Source organism: Methanonatronarchaeum thermophilum (assembly GCF_002153915.1).
Classification (GTDB): Archaea; Halobacteriota; Methanonatronarchaeia; order Methanonatronarchaeales; family Methanonatronarchaeaceae; genus Methanonatronarchaeum; species Methanonatronarchaeum thermophilum.
In genome coordinates, this window is sequence record NZ_MRZU01000004.1 from 130,208 (window position 1) to 148,038 (window position 17,831).

A 17,831-nucleotide genomic window follows, 5' to 3' on the forward strand; every position below is an offset into this window, starting at 1 on the left:
AAAATATAGCTACAAATTCAAACAATATTGTTTTTAATTTGAATTAATTAAAGAAGGTTTTTCTTCAAACCGAGTGTTTGATTTAGGCTAAAATATATGGTGTTTTAACTCTTATTCTTGGTTCGGCGTTTCCCGAAAAAGTAAGACGGAATGGGGATTCGAGGATTAAATATGGATGCTATTGTACTTGCAGGTGGATTTGCAACAAGGCTATGGCCTTTAACCAAAGACAAAGCCAAACCTTTATTGCCGTTAGGTAAACGCGAAATAGTTGATTATTTATTGAAGGAGATAGTTAGGGAAGACCGTGTCGACAAGGTATACCTATCCACCAACAAAAAATTTCAACAGGATTTCGAGAGATATATAGAATCCAATGGATACAGTAACGTTGAGGTAGTTGTTGAAGACTCTTTGAAGGAGGGGGAGAAACCTGGAGCCATTGGAGCCCTACACCAGATAGTTACGTCGAAAAACTTGAAAGGCCCATTATTGATAGTTGCTGGAGATAACTATGTTTCATTCTCACTTTCAGATTTCATAGATTTCTATTCAGATGGAGATGGTTCGTGTTTAGCCGCCTATGATTTGGATGAGGATCCAAGCCAGTTTGGAGTGCTAGAGGTACGTGGTGAAAGGGTTGTAGATTTTGAAGAAAAACCTAAAGAACCTCTGTCTAATTTGATCAGTATCGCTTTCTATATATTATCGGAGAGAGGAGTTGAAAACCTCAGTCGGTATATGGATGAGGGTTTAAATCCAGATTCACCGGGATATTTTATAGAATGGTTGGTTAACCATGAGGAGGTTAGGGCTTTCAAGTTTGAAGGAAACTGGTTCGACATTGGAACTTCAAAAGGATATATAGATGCTTACACGACCGTTGTTGGAGAAAACACATTTGTATCCTCCGAAATAGAGAACTCAGAAATAAAGCAGACATACATTGAAAGCTCTAAAATAAAGAATTCAACTATCAAGGAAAGCATCATCGTAGGCAACTCAGAAATAAAAAACTGCAAACTCAACAGAGCCATAATAGATGGAAAAAAACTGGTTGGAGAAAAAATAGAAAACAAAATCCTCAGCAACAAAAAACAAAAACAAAAAAACTAAAACAAAAAAATATATAAACCTAACAAATGTGATATTAGGGGTTTAAAGAAGATCTCTTACCATCTCTGTTTTATTGACAAGATTTGTCTTCACCTAACTTTCCTACAGCGTCAGACCTGCATTGTCGGCAATGTTTCATTTGCCTTACGTATTCGCTGCATTCTTCCTGTATCTTTTTTTTCTGTTCTCGTGTAGGAGGATCTATATCTTTAAGTTTGTATTGTGGAATTAATGGAGTGATGTTTTGGAGGTAGACTCCTTTTTCATGTATTTTTTTAGCTATGTCTTTTATGTGGTTTTCGTTTACAGTTGGTATCAATACGGTGTTGACCTTTATTATCATGTCTGTTTTCATTGCCTTTTCAAGACCTGATAGCTGTTTTTCTATAAGTATTTCAGCTGCTTCTTGGCCTCTATATTCTTTGTCGTTGTATTTTATGTATGAATAGATTTCTTTACCTATTTTCGGGTCTATAGCGTTGATTGTTATTGTTAGGTTGGATATCCCGATTTCGGTTAGTTCTTCGATTTTATCAGGTAGTAACAGTCCGTTTGTGCTTATACACAAGATTTTGTTGGGATATTTCTTTTTTATTAGTTTGAGGGTTTCGAATGTTTCTGGATTGTAGAGGGGTTCGCCAGGCCCGGCTACACCCACTACTTTGATGTATGGATATTTTTTGAACATCTCGCTAGCTCGCTCTATGGCTTGTTGTGGGGTCAGTACGTCGCTGGATACGCCGGGCCTGGTTTCGTTCACGCAGTCGTATTTTCGTATGCAGTAGTTGCATTGTATGTTGCATTTAGGGGCTACTGGGAGATGCATTCTCCCGAAACGACTGCATGCTTTTTCGCTGAAACAGGGATGGCTCTGTATCTTCCTGAGCTGTTCAGGATCGAAGGGTACATCCCGTCCTTCTACATTTACAGATAGGTAGTTATCTTCTTTCAATTTATTCTTCTGCCTCAGCCTCTTTTTCTTCAGCCTCTTCTTCGGTTTCTTCGGGTTCATCTCCATTTAACGTGGTTTTGAGGCCCATTGCTTTTGCGGTTATTATTACGAGGTCTTCTGCTTCAAGACGTCCTTCTTCTATTTCACCGCTTTCCATGAGGCTTTTTATTCCGTCTCCGAGGTTTAGCCTGCAGAATGGGCAGGCGCTTGATACCATGTCCGCACCAGTTTCTAATGCGTCTCTACATCTTGTTTCAGCTGAATTTCCAGCTACTTCGGGTATTCCGGCTTTTACTCCGCCTCCGGCTCCACAACATCTGCTTAGGTTGTGGCTTCTTTCCATTTCAACTAAATTGATTCCGGGTATGCTTTCGTAGACGTATCTGGGGTCTTCGAATATTTCGAGGTCGAGTCTTAGGTGGCATGGGTCGTGGTATGTTACTGTCATATCTTCATCCCAATCTTCGCTCCACTCTATGTCTCCTTCTCTTATTACGTCTGCTAGGAACTGTGAGATATGTACGAACTGTAGGTCTATTTCTTCTCCAATTACCTCTTCCCAGTCGAGTAGGGCTGTTCGGAAGCATCCTGCACAGCTGAAAAGAACTTTTTTAACTCCTCTGTCTTTTAATCGCTGTACGTTTCTCTCCGTCATTTTACGTACGATTCTCTCTTGTTCGTTTTCTTCTCCTGGCTGTCTGTATTGCCCGGTTCTAAGCAGCACAGATCCACAGCACTCTTCGTCTTCCCCTAGGTAGGTGAATGGTATTTCGAGGTCGTTGAGGATTCGCATCGCTGCTGCGGCCACCGTTCTCATCCTGAGTGAAGCTGTACATCCGGTGAAGTAGGCGATCTCAGCTTCTTCCTCTATCGCGATGTCTTCGGGTATCCAGTTAACCCGCTCTTCTTTTTCCTCCATATATGGGTTCTGGTATTTCTCGAGTATCTCTGAGAACTTGGCTTGTTTTCCATATGGACCTTCTCCTGCTAGAACTAGGTTTTGTCGTAGTGATTCCCATAGTTCTACTGTGTCTATGTTTACGGGGCATACTTCTTTGCAGCTTCCGCAGGTTGTGCATGTGTATAGGTCGTCTCGGAATTTCTCGATTTCTTCCGGTTCAACTGGTTTTGGACCGAATAGTTTTGCTTTTAGTCCGTAGTTACGGTTTATGTATTGTCTCCATCTGTCGATTTTACTTCTTGGGGCGACGTCGATGTCGTCTGTAGCGTCTCGTGTTGGACATATATCTTCACATTCACCGCATCGGGTGCATGCGTCAAGCTCCATTATTGATTTGGCTTCAAGAGCTTTGAAATTTATATTTGGTTTGTTTTTAGCCATCTTAATACACCTTGGTTATGTTTCGGGTTCGTGTTTTTTTCCATAAGCCTTTCTTGGCTTGTATTCTTCTCCATAATTCGCCATCTGTGTCAGTGGTACTGTGAAGAAATGTATGAACTTGGTGAATGGTAGTATTGCGAGGAATAGTAGTGAGATAACTCCGTGTCCTAAGGCTATTTCGGTTTGTGTTATTGCCCCACCTAAGAATTCCCAGCTTCCGGCGAATATCTCTGGGAAGTGTCCGTAGAATGGTGTTTCTCTTGCGAACTGAGCCATAAATCCGGTTATGTTGACTATTATTAGAAGGACTAGTGGCCCCCAGTCGTAGGCGGTTGACATTCTTTTTGTTGGCTCTCCAAAAAACCTGTTCAATACTGCCATTACAAGGCCGACCATTAAGATGATTCCGAATAGGTTACCCCAGATTGCTACGTGTAGTGATTCTCTTTCGGCTATGAAGTAGTCGATTGACCAACCGAGTATGTAGTATGTTATTATTTCGTAGAGAAGTAGGTATATTGAAAGTAGGAATAGTGCCATGAATCCCCAGAAGATCGACATGTGCATTGTCCATCTTAGTTTGCTTCTCTTGAATAACCTTAGTTGTAGTAATCCGTTTAGAAGTATGTTTTTTATTCCTGGTTTTGCTTCGGCCGAGTGTGCGAAGCTTTTAAAGAAGTTTTTTATTCCTGGTTCCTCTGCGTCTCCCATCCATTCGCGTGAGCCCTTTCCGTATATATTGAATTTCCAGAGGAGTCCAGCTCCAAAAATAAATACCGTGAGCATTGCTACGGCCATTATTGCTAGGAAGCTGACCCCACTATAGAAATGACTACCAATAAACATTGTTTGCCTCTTATTTTTTAACTGCGTTATAATTTATGCCAGCGACGGCTGAATTTTAAAGTAATATTATTTACGACTTATAAAGATTTTCCCCGATTTAGTCGGTTATCGCTTCTTGTTTTGTTTTTTGTTCAATAGTAATTAGGTTTTCCTTTACTTTGCGTATGACTTCATCTAACTTGCTCTGTGGACATGCTTCGCCTCTTATGATGCCTGATATTATTTCAACGATTTCTCCTTTTGTTTTTATCTCTTCTTCTGGCGGCATGTCTTTCCGTGTTTTTATTCCAATTGCTGAAAAGTCTTCAAAATCTACGGGACATTGGGTGACACATATCGCAGGGATGTCTACGTTTCTTAAAACAAGTCTTGCTTTATAGACGATGTGGTTTTTAACGTTACCTAGATGTATAACTGCTAGTTTGAATTGCTGTATTTTTTTGATTTCTTCAGGTTCCAACCCGAATGTACCCATTGTTCTGGCTGGTGCGTCTGTGGGAACTCCACTACCTGCGTTTAGAACTATCACGCTTGTATCGATCCCTTCTTCACGTAATGCGTATGTTATTTCGCATATCGGTTTTGTTATGTGTCTACGTCCTGGCCCCATGGCGATTGCTATAACATCTCTGGATGGTGATTCGGCTACTGTGTTTCTCTGTGCTAACCCACCGGTTTTGGCGAGCCCTGCGGTTTCTCTGCAATCGACGATTCGGCATTTACGGCCAATCCCTTTCTTCAAACTTGAACCTCCTTTTCTTCTACCAACCGGTCTACGACTTTTTTTGGGTCTCCAGAAACTACAACCTTACCGTTGCTCATTAAGCATGCACGGTCACATGTGTCTAATATAAAATCACGGTCGTGGCTTATTATTAGGAAGGTGGCGCCTAACTCTTCTCTTGCACTAACTATTGCTTCTGCAACATCTGCTTTAGTTACTGGGTCGAGTGTTCCAGCTGGCTCGTCAAGTATGTTGAGTGTGGGTTCCTTCATCAATACTTGGGCTAGGGCGACACGTTGGTCTTCACCTACGCTTAAAGACCTTGGTCTTGAATCCAATATCGATTCTACTCGTGATTCTTTCATACCGAGTCCTTCGAGTGTTTCTTTTGCTTTTATACGAACGAACTCTTCGGGTAGTTTTGTACCTATGGCGGTGGATAGGTTTTCGAAAATGGTTGAATATGGGTGTAGAGAGTGTTCTTGATGCAGTATTTCAAGGTGTGGTGTTGCCCGGCCTTTTCCATTAGGTCCTTTTTTTGACATGTCTATCCAGTCGTCACCGATTCTAACTTCTACAGTTCCTTCTTCGGGTTCGGTGATTCCAGATATCATTCTTGCAAGTGTGGTTTTTCCAGAGCCACTCCAGCCGACCAAACCGAAGATTTCTTTTTCGTCTAGTTCCAGTGAAACTCCATCTACTGCTTTGACTACACCTCTTTTTACGGAATAGAAGTATTTCTTGACGTCTTCAACTTTAACTATTGTGTCTTCGAACTCGACTTCTCGTGGAGCTGTTGGTCCTTTAACTTTTATGAACTCTTCTGTTATTTCTTTTGGACCACCTTCTTCAACTACCTCTCCTGCTTCGAGCCAAGCTCCTCTATGGCTGATGTCTCTGATTACGTCTGGCCAGTGTGATGCTGTTATTACTGTTAGACCTTCATTGTCAGCTTTATGGGTTAGCATGTTGTGAACTGTGTCTGCACTTTTTGGGTCCAGTGTGCCGGTTGGTTCGTCTGCTAGTAATAACATGGGTTTTTTCGCTAGCTGTCTTGCCAGTACGACACGTTGTTTTTCTCCTCCACTTAGGTCTCGTGCTATGTGTGTGGTTCGGTGAGTCATATCCACTTTCTCTAGGAGGTTCATTGCGAACTCTGCTTTTTCAGATTCAGACATGTTTGGGTCGTTGATTGCTTCCAGTACGTTTTCGATTGTGGATTTGTCTCCGAAAAGTGAGAAACTACGTTGAAGCATTATAGATATACGGGACCTAATCGCTTTGAATAGTTCTTTTTCCGCATTCCAGTAATCTACATCTTTTTGTTCCATCTCTCCTTGACATCTAGGGCAGGAGTGTGAGGTTCCTATAGGCTCAACCCACATGCAGTCTGAGCATACCAACAACCTGAATATAACCTGACCTTCATCTGGCTTGTATTCGGTACTACCTCTAATAGCATGCATCAATACGGATTTTCCAGCACCGCTTTTCCCCATTAGGCCGTATATTTCACCCCGACCTATCGATAAGTTAACGTTGTTTAATGCGGTGACATCGCCGAATCGCTTTGTAAGATTTTTGACCCTAATAAATTCGTCCGACATAGATCTCAGAACCCTTTAATTAAAAACACTTCAATTAACTATTAAATCATTTGATTACTTATCATTTTTTGACTATAACCCAAAAACTCCCTGCACACCTATATCAGATATGTTAGCGAGATAGATATGGCTATGTGATTTATACAGACATTTGTATACTTTAAAGAAGAAAGTGAATGGATGTATATATAGTGGATATCGGTTCAGGAATTCGTGTATGTATATTTTTGGAACGTTTTTTAGTTTTTGATTTAGGGGATTGGGTTTTATTGCTTTTATGGTTTATTTGTTGTATTGAAGTATTTTTAGGTAGGGGTTTTTAGTAATGGATTTGGAGATTTTTGTAAAGAACAATGTGTTCAGTTGGTTCGAGGATAGGGCTGGTGAAGAAGTGGTTAGATCTAGTTCTCTGTCGTCCATTGATGATGTTGGTAGGGCTGAGATTAGTAGGTATAGCGAGCATTTGGTTTTGGAGAACCTTAGGTATGCTTTTGAGAACAGTAGTTATTATCGTGATTTATTTAAAGAGAAAGATGTTGTTGTTGGTGAGATAGATAGTTTAGATGTTTTTAGGGAGGAGGTACCGCTTACATCTGTTGAAGAGGTTGTTGGGAACCACTACCGGTTTATGGCTGTCACCCGTAACGATATATTCCGTGGTTTTACAGATAGTGGTAAAAGGATTTTATATACTAAAGAAGAGCTTAAAAACCTGGTTAAATCTATTTCTGCTGGATTGGAAACGGTTGGTTTAGATAGAGATGATCGTTTGTTGATAACGTTTCCGAAAGAGACTGAATGGGGCTGTCCATTCTTAGTTAAGATGGCTGCAGTTGAATGTGACTGTACAGTAATGCATACAGATCACTTGACAGCTGATGAACAGGTTGAGAAGATGGGTGAGTTTGAACCAACCGCTGTTATAGGTTCACACCCATATTTGTATACTCTTGCTAAAACTGTTGATAGAATGGATATCGGTTTGAGTGGTGTGGATATAGATAAAATGATAATGTCAAGAGGATGTGTATACTATCCATTCAATGAAGATATCCGTAACGAAATTGAGAGGATATACCGATGTGATGTATATGACCATTACGGAACGACTGAAACCGGTTTTGCTGTGGCTATAGAGTGCCAAGATAAAGATGGCCTACATGTAAATGAGAGCGAGTTTTACCTTGAAGTGGTGGATCCAGAAACACTTGAACCATTGGGGTCTGGAGAGGAAGGGGAGTTGGTAGTGACAACATTAAGTAGAGAGGGGATGCCATTGATTAGATATCGAACAGGAGACATAACATCGATAGACAACTCTATACACAGCTGTGGTTCGATCCTATCTAGATTGAATGGTATAAAGGGAGAGGTGGGTAATAAATATCCTGGAGGATCAGGGTTACCGTTATTTTGAAATTTATTTTTTACAACTTTTGGGTTGTTTAAGTTAGGTTAGCTGACTACATTTTTTGTGTCGTTTTGATTTGTTTTGAGAAGGTTATTTATCTCGCTAAATATAAATAGTATATAAAATGACGCAGGCTCTTAAGGATGAAGTTGTTGCTATCTTACTTGAAGGTGGCTATAAAGTTTCTGATGAATGTACGGTGTATCCTAAGAGCTTTGACTATGTTGCTAAGAAAGGCGAGCGTATACTTGTTTTAAAGGTTCTTGTGGATATTAATAGTCTTAGGGATGATGTTGCTTTTAGGCTTTCTGAGATATCTAGGTTGTTTATGGCAACTCCGTTGGTTGTTGGTGTTAAGAATAGGGGTGAGCCTATGAACCGTGGTGTTGTTTACAACAGGTATGGGGTTAGGGCTGTAACTCCTGAGACACTTTACGACCATGTTGTTGAGGAGATCCCTTTTGTTGTTTATTCGGCTCCTGGGGGTAATTATGCTAAGCTTAACAGTGAACGTTTGAGGCAAGCTAGGGTTGAGAAGGGTATTTCTAGGGGTGAACTGGCTTCTAAACTCGGTGTATCTAGAAGTGCTATCCGTAAGTATGAGGAGGGTGGTGACGTGAATCTGGATGTAGCTATGGAGATTGAAGAGGTTTTCGATATTCCCTTGTTTGAAACTGTCGATATCTCTCCCGATGATGATGTTGAGGTTGGGCGGGATAAGATTGAGAACCCTGTTTTGGACCTTCTTTCTTCTTTGGGCTTGAGGGTGTTGCCTACTGATCGGGCTCCGTTTAACGCTTTGTCGAGGACTGAACGACAAGCATATTTAACGGGTATTGAGGCCTATAATGAGAGGCTTAAGAAGAAGGCGAGTATTATCAGTAGTGTTTCAGGAACGATAGACTATGGCTGTTTTATGGTTGTTAAAGAAAGTAAGAAGGATAGGTCAAACATTGAGGATGCACCAATAGTTTTTGAACAGGAAATAAGTGATTTTGATTCTGTAGAGGACCTTCTTGGTCTGCTTGATGATAGATGTCCGTAAAGGAAATATTTATTTTTTCTAAAGAACTTTTTTGGTTTGGTTTGAACTGCTTTAGGTGTGGGGTTCGATTGTAGTGTTGGGTTGTTAGTGTTTTGTTTTTTGTTGGTGTTTTTTGTTGGTTTTGTTGGTTTGGAGGAGTTGTAACCACCAAAACCACCGAAACTTTTTTATAGTACAACATTCCATTAACTGTTAGATTCTAAGCCATCACAAAACTCTTGAAAAAGAGTGCGTGAATGGAGGTAATTTAAAATATGTCTATGAGACAACCAGTTTTTATACTTAGTGAAGATACCAAGAGAACAAGAGGCCGAGACGCTCAAGAAAACAACATTAACGCAGCAAAAGCCGTAGCCGCTGCAGTCCGAACAACACTCGGACCAAAAGGCATGGACAAAATGCTCGTCGACACACTAGGAGACGTTATAATAACAAACGACGGCGTAACCATACTAAAAGAGATGGATATAGAACACCCAGCAGCCAAAATGGTTGTAGAAGTCGCAAAAACACAAGAAGATGAAGTAGGCGACGGAACAACAACAGCTGTCGTAATAGCAGGAGAACTCCTAAAACAAGCACAAGAACTTCTAGAACAAGACGTACACCCAACAATAATAGCATCAGGACTAAGACAAGCATCACACAAATGCCAAGAAATACTCGAAAACGAGATAGCAGTAGACGTAGAAGTTGACGACAAAGAAAAACTAATGAAAGTCGGCGAAACAGCAATGACAGGTAAAGGAGCCGAATCAGCAAGAGACACCCTAAGAGAAATAGTAGTAAACGCAATAACAGCAGTAGCAGACGAAACAGAAGACGGATACCAAGTCAACGTCGAAAACGTAAAAGTACAGAAAAAAGTCGGTGGTCGAGCAAAAGACACACAACTTGTTGACGGCATGATAATCGACAAAGAAAAAGTACACCCAGAAATGCCCAAATCAGTAGAAAACGCAAAAATCGCTTTAATCAGCGCACCAATCGAACACAAAGAAACCGAAGTAGACGCAGAGATACAGATCACAAACCCAGACCAACTACAACAGTTCCTAGACGAAGAAGAAGCAATGCTCAAAAAATTGGTTAACAAAATCAAAGAAAGTGGAGCAAACGTAGTATTCTGCCAGAAAGGAATAGACGACATGGCCCAACACTACCTAGCAAAAGAAGGAATACTAGCAGTAAGAAGAGCCAGAAAATCAGACCTTAAAAAACTCGCCCGAGCAACAGGCGGAAACGTAGTCTCCAACATAGACGAAATATCAGAAGAAGACCTCGGACAAGCCGGCCACATAAAAGAAAAAAGAGTATCCAACGAAAACATGCTCTTCATAGAAGACTGCAAAAACCCCAGATCAGTATCCCTACTCGTAAGAGGAGGAACCGAACACGTAGTAGACGAAGTCGAAAGAGCACTGGAAGACGCATTAAAAGTGGTAGCAGTAGCAGTAGAAGACGGTAAAATAGTTGCCGGCGGTGGAGCTCCAGAAGTTGAGTTGGCTCATAGGCTTAGAGAGTATGCAGCATCTGTTGGTGGAAGAGAACAACTAGCAATAGAAGCATTCGCAAACGCACTAGAAATAGTTCCAAGAACACTAGCCGAAAACGCAGGACTCGACCCAATAGACGCATTAGTCGACCTAAGAAACAAACATGAAGCAGGCGAAAAAGCAGCCGGACTCAATGTATTCGATGGTGAAGTAATAGATATGTGGGAAGCAGGCGTTGTAGAACCACTAAGAGTCAAAACACAAGCAGTCGACTCCGCATCAGAAACAGCCGTAATGGTACTCCGAATCGACGACGTAATCTCCGGAGGAAGCGGAAGCGGTGGAGACCAACCCGACATGCCAGGAGGTCCAGGCGGCGGAATGCCCGGCGGCATGGGCGGCATGGGCGGAATGATGTAAACCCCCAATAAACCGAAAGAAACTGAAGTTGAATAAAAAATTTGGGTAGGTCCGATATAGGGCCTAACGCCCACCCTTTTTTTCTTTTTTTAAAACAAAAAAACAAAGAGATATTTTTTTTAAATTAAAACTAAACTAGCTATTGGCTGTATGAAGACATAGATAGATTTATAAAATAACCTAGTTTTTTATAGAAATATTTTATAGAAAATAGAGTTGATTAACAGGGATTGTTTTTTCATCCCAGTTAACCGAGTTTTTTTAGTTTAAAGACATATATTAACTTAGTTTCTTTTGGGTTTGGTTTTTTGTTTTGTGGTTATTTTCCTACTTTTGCTGCTTCGTCTGGGTCGTTTGATAGTCCTATTGCCGCTAGAGCTCCTATTTTTCCTTGTTCTCCGGTTACTGATATTAGGTCGATATCGTTTTCTTTAGCTATTTTTTCGGCTTCTTCTATTTCGACCATTTGGTTTTTGGCTTTTTGTGTGTATTTTTTTACGGCTTTTGGTATGGCGATTTCGTCGTGTACTGCTATTGCTGTGTCGTTGGAGGATGTGTATTTTTTGAATTGGCTGACTACTTCGTCTACGAATTTTTCTTTCATTCCTGGTTCTACTGCGAAGGTTATTGAGATGCTGACTCCGTTTTGGGTTCTGTATGGGTTTTTGGTGTATAGTTGAACGATTGTGTGGTTTAGGTAGTGTGCCCACTCTAGTTCGTCTAGTATGCAGCCTATTTCGTTTGATAGGGCCCATGTTGCTCCGGCTTCATCTGTATCGGTGTCGTCTATTCCGATTGTTATTTTTTCGTATTTTGGTACTACTAGTGAGGCTCTTCCTAGTTGGCCGCCTCCACCTTGTTCGTGTACTTCTACTCTGTTCACGCCTTCTGCGAGTCCTCTGCACATTGCTACGGCTACTCCAGCGCCTGCTAGTCCCGCGTAACCTACTTTGATTTCGTTTTCATCGATTTTTGCGGATTCGATTCCTGCTGCGGCGATTCCTGGTGTTAGTTCTAGTTCTCCTTCTCCTAATCCAACGGTGAATACGTTTCTGGCTCCTTCTCTGCGTGCATCTTTTACTAGTGATCCTGTTTCTTGGTAGTGTCTTACTTCCCAGGCGGCTCCTCCGTAGCAGGTGCCTCTGGCGTGGTCTTCGGTTATTTCTACTAGACCGTTTTTTTCGTCTGCGCACATTATTATTCGTTCGTATGGCGAGACCCAAGCCTCGTCTAACAGTTCTTTTATCTGTTCTGGTTTTAAGATTTCCATTTTAAACTCCCTCTAGATATTCGTATAGGGCTGTGCAGGACCCACATCTGACGCATCCTGCTTTGTTTTCACGGGGACGTATGTTGTTTTCTTTAAGTATTTCTGATGCTTTTTTATATAGTTTGTTCATGCGGTCTGTTTTTGGTGGATGTCGTTTTTCGAAGTGGCTTCCGGGTAATGGGTGTAGTGGGGTTAGGAATGGTACACACCCTCTATTGGATAGTTCTTTTATTCCGGTTAAGATGGATTCGTCTGTTTCTCCGATTCCAGCTATCATAAAAGAACTTACTTGGTTTTCTCCGAATATCTCGACTGCGTGTTCTATGTCTTTAACGAATTTTCTGCGTCCGATCTCTGCTTTACCTGGACATACCTTTTTGAATATGTCTTCGTCCCAGGTTTCTAGGTGGAGTCCGATTGTGTCGATTCCGGCCGACCATAGTTTCTCTAGGTTTTCTTTTCCTGGTGGGAGTAGTTGAGCATGTATCTGCATGTTTACGTTTTTTTTCACGGTTTTAGCTAGCTCTACTAACCGTTCTATTATGTAGTCTTCTTGTGGTGGAACTCCGGTTGTAACTGTCATGTGTGTTATGTTTTCTTTTCGAGCTTCTCGAGCTACTTCTGTGAGTTCATTGATGTCTTTTTCTTTGACTGTGCTTCTGTCTTTCAATGTTTCTTCGATTGCGCAGTATCTACATTCATTGCCTTCATCGAAGAACCTGCATTTTTGGTATATTGTGGTTCCGAGGCAGTTTACTCCATGTAGCAAAGCAAGTTTTTTCATTGACTGGCCTTTGCTTGTTTTTTTGGTATAGTATTCTGGGTTTCTTCTTATTTTAAGCTCTATCTCTTTTCCTTTAAAATCGATGTAGTATTTGTTGTCTTTTTTTTTCAGTTTGTTTGGAGTGTATCCTTCAGGCCAGTATGAAGGAGCGCAAGCTATTGTATCGTTGGGCAGAACTAGGTATTGGCCTGTTGGCCCGGCACCTCCAGTTCTACCTTTTTCCGGTAGTTCGACTCCCCGTGTTATAAGCTCTGTTTTCAGTTCTGCTATCATTTTTCATTAAAGATTAACATCTATATATAATTAAAGGTTCTTATAAACGAAATACGTAAAACCTATTTTAAACTACTTAGATGGATTTAGCCTGAAATAAACTTTTTTTTCAAAATAATAAAATAATAAAGGATATTAAAAAGAATATGGGGTATTTAGAGTGTGTTTTTGTATGTTGTTAAGGGTGAAGATGGTGTGTCAATGTTGGGGGTTTAGTTTTCTTTAGGGTTTTCTGGTTTGAAGTGGTCGTATCCGGTTGTATCTATTTTTTGGTGGTCTATTGTGACCTCTTGTTTTTCTTTTGTTTTACCGATTATTGATGCGTTTTCCGGTATTTTATTGGGTTTTTTGGTTGTGAACAATATTTCGTAGTCTCCTCCGATGTCGATTAACTCCATTATGTCTATATTGTTCTTTTTTGCTGAACTCTTTATTTCGGGGTCTATCGGTATCTTGCTGGAATCTATGTTTATTCCTATTTTACTTGCGTTTGATAGTTGTTTTGTTGAGTGGAGTAGGCCGTCGCTTACATCGATTGCTGAGGTTCCACCGTTTTTGGAGATATACTGTCCTTCTTTTATTCTGGGGTTTGGTTTGAATAGTTGTTTGAAGGCTTTTTTTCTCACTTTTTCTGGTAGTTTGTGTTTTCCTGTTATTGTTTTTGCAGCGAGGCCAGCGGTTCCTACCTGTCCTGTTACTGCTAAATATTCTTGTGGGTTTGCTCCATCTCTGTATAACGTGTTTTTTGTTGGCTTTCCTATTATGGAGCAGTTTATTACTATCTCTCTGTGTTGGCATAGGTCGCCTCCGACTATGTATGAATCGTGTTTCCGACTGCATTCGTTCATTCCCTTTGTTAGCTGTGTCAACTGTTCCTTAGTTATGTTTGGGGTTCCTATAGAGCTGGTTAGGAATAGGGGGTGTCCTCCCATTGCTGCGATGTCTGATAGGTTTACTGCTACAGCGGTCCACCCGATATTGTGGTAGGGCATTTCTTTAGGGAGGTGTCTTGTTCTTGTTAGCATGTCACTAGCGAACAGTAGTTTTTCGTTGTTGGTTCTAACCACTGCACAGTCGTCTTCTCCGGGGCCACGGATTATTTTTTGGCTATCGATGTCCAGGGTTTGTGTTATTTTTTTTATCGCCCCTATCTCTCCTAAGTTGTTTAGCCTCATATTCAGTTTTTTATGGTGTTAGGCGGTTTCTGTCTCTTGGGAATAATGTTACTTCCCGTATGTTTTCTTTACCTGTTAATGCCATTAACAGTCTTTCTGCACCGACACCCCATCCGGCGTGTGGTGGCATTCCATATTTGAATGAATCTATGTAGAACTCGAAGTTCTCGGGGGCGAGTCCTTGTGTGGTCATTCTTTTTTCTAGTAGATCTATCTGATGTACCCGTTGTGCTCCGGAGGACAACTCGAATCGGGGGTGCATTAGGTCGAATGCACGTGTTATTTCTTTGTTTTCTGGTTCAGGTAAGGCGTAGAATGGTTTTATTTCGCTGGGCCACTCTGTGATGTAATAATAGGTTCCTATTTCTTCTCCAACTGCTTTTTCTCCAGGTGTTGGTAGGTCGTCGCCCCAAACTACGTCAACACCTTTTTCCCCGGCTAATTCAATTGCTTCTTCGTATTTAACTCTCTCAAAAGGTGTTTCAGGTATCTCGAGGTCGTGGTTTAGTGTTTGAAGTTCTTTACCACAGTCTTTTTTCACCTTCTCAGTGATGTGTTGGATCATATCTTCAAGCAACTGCATAACATCGTTGTGGTCTGAAAATGCTTGTTCCACATCGATCGATATCGATTCGTTTAGGTGTCTTCTTGTGTCGTGTTCTTCTGCTCTGAATATAGGGCCTATTTCATATACCTTGTCAAGCCCGCTAGCCATCATCATCTGTTTGAATAGTTGGGGACTTTGGTTTAGGAATGCTTCTTTTTCGAAATAGGATATTGGGAATAGGTCGGTTCCACCTTCTGTTGCTGTTGCAACCATTTTAGGTGTTGTTATCTCTAAAAAACCTTGGTTTTCGAGGTAGTTTCTAACTTCAGTTAGTGTTTTGCTACGTATCTTGAATACAGCTCCAATCTCAGGTTTCCTGAGATCCATGTATCGGGAGTTTAGTCTTGTATCGAGTTCTGCATCTACCTTGCCGGATACATCCATTGGTAATGGGGTCTTTGATTTTGATAGTATTTTAAGGTCGTTTGGTATTAATTCAAAGTTTCCTGGCGCTCTTTCATCTTTTTGTACCGTTCCACGAACCATTACAACGGTTTCCCGCACCTGTGATATTATTTTTTCAGCCAGTTCTTCATCAACCTTCTTTTTCGGTATGGTTACCTGGATCTTTCCAGCTCTATCTCTTAAGACAACGAAAGCAACTCCTCCAAGATCTCTTGTCTCATGGATCCATCCAGCAACAACTACTTCACTACCCTCCATTTCGGGTGATATCTCTTCACTGTAATGTGTTCTTCTCCAGTCTTTCATATCTTCCAAATCTAATCCTCCAGTCTTGTTTCTATTGAGTATGCATGAGCTTCAAGCCCTTCTATTTCAGCCATCCTTTTAGCAATGTCTCCCACTTTATTCAATCCTTCGCGGCCAACCACCTGCACCGTACTTGTTTTCATGAAATCCCTGGTGTTTAATCCTGAGTGCACTCTTGCTTGACCACCAGTTGGAAGTACATGGTTACATCCTGTTGCGTAATCACCTATTGCTACGGGAGCGTAACTACCTACGAATATCGCTCCGGCGTGTTTAATTTTTTTAAGCACATTTAATGGGTTCTCTACAACTATCTCTAGGTGTTCAGGGCCTAGGTCGTTTGAAAAGTTGATTAGTTCGTCTATCTCTCCCACCACAACCATCGATTTCTCTAGCGATTTCTTGATTATCTCGATACGCTCCCGATCATCGATTAAGTTTTCAACTTGGTTCAATACTTCTTCCCCAAACTCACGAGATGTTGTTGCTAGCAACGATAGCGAATCACCGCCGTGTTCGGCTTGTGCAAGTATGTCGCTTGCGATGTGTGTTGGATTCGCTGAACTATCAGCTAAAACCAATACTTCTGAAGGCCCTGCAGGGAAATCTATCTCTGTAGTACCTCTTACAAGCATTTTAGCAGCAGTGACATACGCATTACCTGGCCCCACTATCTTATCAACAGGAACAACGGTTTCTGTCCCGAAAGCCATAGCACCGATTGCCTGCACACCTCCAGCTCGATATATGACATCTGCACCAGCTATATCGCATGCAACAAGCGTGTATGGATTTATCTCTCCATCAGGGTTAGGAGGAGTACATACAGATATCCATTCAACCCCAGCAACTTTTGCAGGAATCACAGTCATCAAGGCACTGGAGGGATATGCAGCTTTACCACCAGGTACGTAAGCACCAACACCATCCAGCGGTGTTGCTTTAACACCCAACTCCATACCATTGAACTCAGATAGCTCTAGCGTTGAAGGCTTTGTATACCTGTGAAACTCCCTTATGTTACGGCTCGCCCTCCTAATAACCTGAATATCTTGATCCGATACCATTTCATAGGCATTATCTATAGCTTCATCACCAACCAACAAACCGTCTTGGTCTAGATCAGCATTATCGAAACGAGATGTATAATTTAATACAGCAAGGTCTCCATTGTCTTTAACATCTTCAAGTATCTCTGAGACAGGATCTATCTTATCCAGCACCTCTTCTTCCTGCCTTCTAGCTATCTCCCTCACATCCTCTATCTCGAGCTCACTATAATCAACCACCCTCAAAAGATACACCCCTCATTTTTTCCTCCATTTTACGTAAATTCTCTTCATTATCAAAACTATTGTATACATCAAGTTTAAAAGAACTATCTCTATCTATCTTTTTCCAATAACCAATAAAGTTCTCAAACACCCTAACCACATTGTCAACGATACTGATATCCGCAGTTTTAGAGGTTCTAGAAAGTGGATTTAAATCGATTGAGATAACAGTTTTCCCCAAATCCCTTAATTTAACCGTCCGATCACCATCTTCAAGAGGAACCATAACTGTGTCAGCAGAGTAAATACCCTCCCTTGAAACAAACGCCCTATCGTGAGACAGATCCTTAATCAACATATCTGCATCCCCTCCCAACACACCGACAGCACCATGCTCCTCTAAAAACTCAATAATCCGGTTAACCCGCTCATCACTACGATGGAACAAATTAACCTCCACCCCCACCCCAAGCATAGATAACTCACCAACCAACTCAGGAACAACCGCAGCAACATTACCATTAACCGATAAAACAGGGTTATCAGACCGATACATACAGTGAGCCGCAGCTAAAGTTGCTTTATCCGCCCACTCAACAGTCTCCTCACCCAATAAATAATCAAAAGCCTCTCCACGGCCATGAGCAATCAAACCAGCTTTAGCAACCAAACCCTCTTCAAAACCCCTAACTAAACGCTCTCTCAACAACAACGACTCATACCTAGGATGATCTTCAGGAACAGACAACAAAAACACCTCCACAAGACAACCTTAATT

General features: G+C 41.3%; 15 protein-coding genes. 4 read left to right on the forward strand and 11 right to left on the reverse strand.

Annotation, left to right across the window (positions count from 1 at the left end; translation table 11 throughout):
* Positions 1-171: 171 nt before the first annotated feature.
* A complete protein-coding gene (locus AMET1_RS05580) occupies positions 172-1,116 on the forward strand; it encodes a sugar phosphate nucleotidyltransferase (protein WP_161490795.1) in 945 nt (314 codons plus the stop codon).
* 70 nt (positions 1,117-1,186) lie between these two features.
* On the opposite strand, the gene nifB is transcribed toward AMET1_RS05580, so the two are convergent.
* From nifB to atwA, 5 genes are all read right to left on the reverse strand, one after another.
* Positions 1,187-2,068 carry a nitrogenase cofactor biosynthesis protein NifB gene (gene nifB, locus AMET1_RS05585; RefSeq protein ID WP_201721294.1) on the reverse strand — a complete coding sequence of 294 codons (882 nt, stop codon included), beginning with the start codon at positions 2,066-2,068 and terminating at the stop codon, positions 1,187-1,189.
* 1 nt (position 2,069) lies between these two features.
* Positions 2,070-3,410, reverse strand: coding sequence for a (Fe-S)-binding protein (locus AMET1_RS05590; RefSeq protein ID WP_086637509.1), 1,341 nt, complete (start codon positions 3,408-3,410; stop codon positions 2,070-2,072).
* A 15-nt stretch (positions 3,411-3,425) separates the two neighbouring features.
* On the reverse strand, positions 3,426-4,256 hold the full coding sequence (locus AMET1_RS05595) for a respiratory nitrate reductase subunit gamma (protein ID WP_086637510.1): 831 nt from the start codon (positions 4,254-4,256) through the stop codon (positions 3,426-3,428).
* A gap of 97 nt (positions 4,257-4,353) precedes the next feature.
* Positions 4,354-4,998 carry a methyl-coenzyme M reductase I operon protein C gene (gene mcrC / locus AMET1_RS05600; protein WP_086637511.1) on the reverse strand — a complete coding sequence of 215 codons (645 nt, stop codon included), beginning with the start codon at positions 4,996-4,998 and terminating at the stop codon, positions 4,354-4,356.
* Positions 4,995-6,587 (reverse strand): methyl coenzyme M reductase system, component A2, encoded by a 1,593-nt coding sequence (atwA, locus tag AMET1_RS05605; protein WP_086637512.1) that lies wholly within the window; start codon positions 6,585-6,587, stop codon positions 4,995-4,997. Before atwA ends, mcrC begins: the two co-directional genes overlap by 4 nt.
* A gap of 325 nt (positions 6,588-6,912) precedes the next feature.
* Between atwA and AMET1_RS05610 the strand changes: the two genes are divergently transcribed.
* From AMET1_RS05610 to thsA, 3 genes are all read left to right on the forward strand, one after another.
* Entirely contained in the window at positions 6,913-8,004 is a 1,092-nt protein-coding gene (locus AMET1_RS05610; protein ID WP_086637513.1) for a phenylacetate--CoA ligase family protein, read from the forward strand.
* 118 nt (positions 8,005-8,122) lie between these two features.
* Positions 8,123-9,043, forward strand: a complete 921-nt coding sequence (locus tag AMET1_RS05615; protein ID WP_086637514.1) for a transcriptional regulator — start codon at positions 8,123-8,125, stop codon at positions 9,041-9,043.
* Between the two features lie 254 nt (positions 9,044-9,297).
* The gene (thsA, locus tag AMET1_RS05620) at positions 9,298-10,959 is read left to right on the forward strand and encodes a thermosome subunit alpha (RefSeq protein WP_086637515.1); all 1,662 of its coding nucleotides are present in this window, start codon (positions 9,298-9,300) and stop codon (positions 10,957-10,959) included.
* 319 nt (positions 10,960-11,278) lie between these two features.
* Here thsA and mmp11 read toward each other — a convergent pair whose 3' ends face one another.
* The 6 genes from mmp11 to AMET1_RS05650 form a co-directional block, all read right to left on the reverse strand.
* Positions 11,279-12,229 (reverse strand): methanogenesis marker protein 11, encoded by a 951-nt coding sequence (gene mmp11 / locus AMET1_RS05625; RefSeq protein ID WP_086637516.1) that lies wholly within the window; start codon positions 12,227-12,229, stop codon positions 11,279-11,281.
* 1 nt (position 12,230) lies between these two features.
* Positions 12,231-13,286, reverse strand: coding sequence for a radical SAM protein (locus AMET1_RS05630; RefSeq protein WP_086637517.1), 1,056 nt, complete (start codon positions 13,284-13,286; stop codon positions 12,231-12,233).
* A gap of 212 nt (positions 13,287-13,498) precedes the next feature.
* Positions 13,499-14,461 (reverse strand): thiamine-phosphate kinase, encoded by a 963-nt coding sequence (thiL, locus tag AMET1_RS05635; RefSeq protein ID WP_086637518.1) that lies wholly within the window; start codon positions 14,459-14,461, stop codon positions 13,499-13,501.
* A 10-nt stretch (positions 14,462-14,471) separates the two neighbouring features.
* Complete coding sequence (gene aspS / locus AMET1_RS05640; RefSeq protein WP_086637847.1) at positions 14,472-15,779, reverse strand: aspartate--tRNA(Asn) ligase; 1,308 nt, start codon at positions 15,777-15,779, stop codon at positions 14,472-14,474.
* A gap of 11 nt (positions 15,780-15,790) precedes the next feature.
* On the reverse strand, positions 15,791-17,068 hold the full coding sequence (gene hisD / locus AMET1_RS05645) for a histidinol dehydrogenase (protein WP_201721296.1): 1,278 nt from the start codon (positions 17,066-17,068) through the stop codon (positions 15,791-15,793).
* Positions 17,061-17,804, reverse strand: coding sequence for a phosphopantothenate/pantothenate synthetase (locus AMET1_RS05650; protein ID WP_086637520.1), 744 nt, complete (start codon positions 17,802-17,804; stop codon positions 17,061-17,063). The genes hisD and AMET1_RS05650 overlap by 8 nt, the downstream gene beginning before the upstream one ends.
* Between the last annotated feature and the right edge of the window lie 27 nt (positions 17,805-17,831).

Bases quoted from the DNA above. Each gene is read 5' to 3' on its own strand.
- AMET1_RS05615 (WP_086637514.1), top strand. From the start codon at position 8,123: ATGACGCAGGCTCTTAAGGATGAAGTTGTTGCTATCTTACTTGAAGGT.
- AMET1_RS05610 (WP_086637513.1), top strand. From the start codon at position 6,913: ATGGATTTGGAGATTTTTGTAAAGAACAATGTGTTCAGTTGGTTCGAG.
- thsA (WP_086637515.1), top strand. From the start codon at position 9,298: ATGTCTATGAGACAACCAGTTTTTATACTTAGTGAAGATACCAAGAGA.
- AMET1_RS05590 (WP_086637509.1), bottom strand. From the start codon at position 3,410: ATGGCTAAAAACAAACCAAATATAAATTTCAAAGCTCTTGAAGCCAAA.
- AMET1_RS05595 (WP_086637510.1), bottom strand. From the start codon at position 4,256: ATGTTTATTGGTAGTCATTTCTATAGTGGGGTCAGCTTCCTAGCAATA.
- aspS (WP_086637847.1), bottom strand. From the start codon at position 15,779: ATGAAAGACTGGAGAAGAACACATTACAGTGAAGAGATATCACCCGAA.
- thiL (WP_086637518.1), bottom strand. From the start codon at position 14,461: ATGAGGCTAAACAACTTAGGAGAGATAGGGGCGATAAAAAAAATAACA.
- AMET1_RS05630 (WP_086637517.1), bottom strand. From the start codon at position 13,286: ATGATAGCAGAACTGAAAACAGAGCTTATAACACGGGGAGTCGAACTA.
- AMET1_RS05580 (WP_161490795.1), top strand. From the start codon at position 172: ATGGATGCTATTGTACTTGCAGGTGGATTTGCAACAAGGCTATGGCCT.
- atwA (WP_086637512.1), bottom strand. From the start codon at position 6,587: ATGTCGGACGAATTTATTAGGGTCAAAAATCTTACAAAGCGATTCGGC.
- mmp11 (WP_086637516.1), bottom strand. From the start codon at position 12,229: ATGGAAATCTTAAAACCAGAACAGATAAAAGAACTGTTAGACGAGGCT.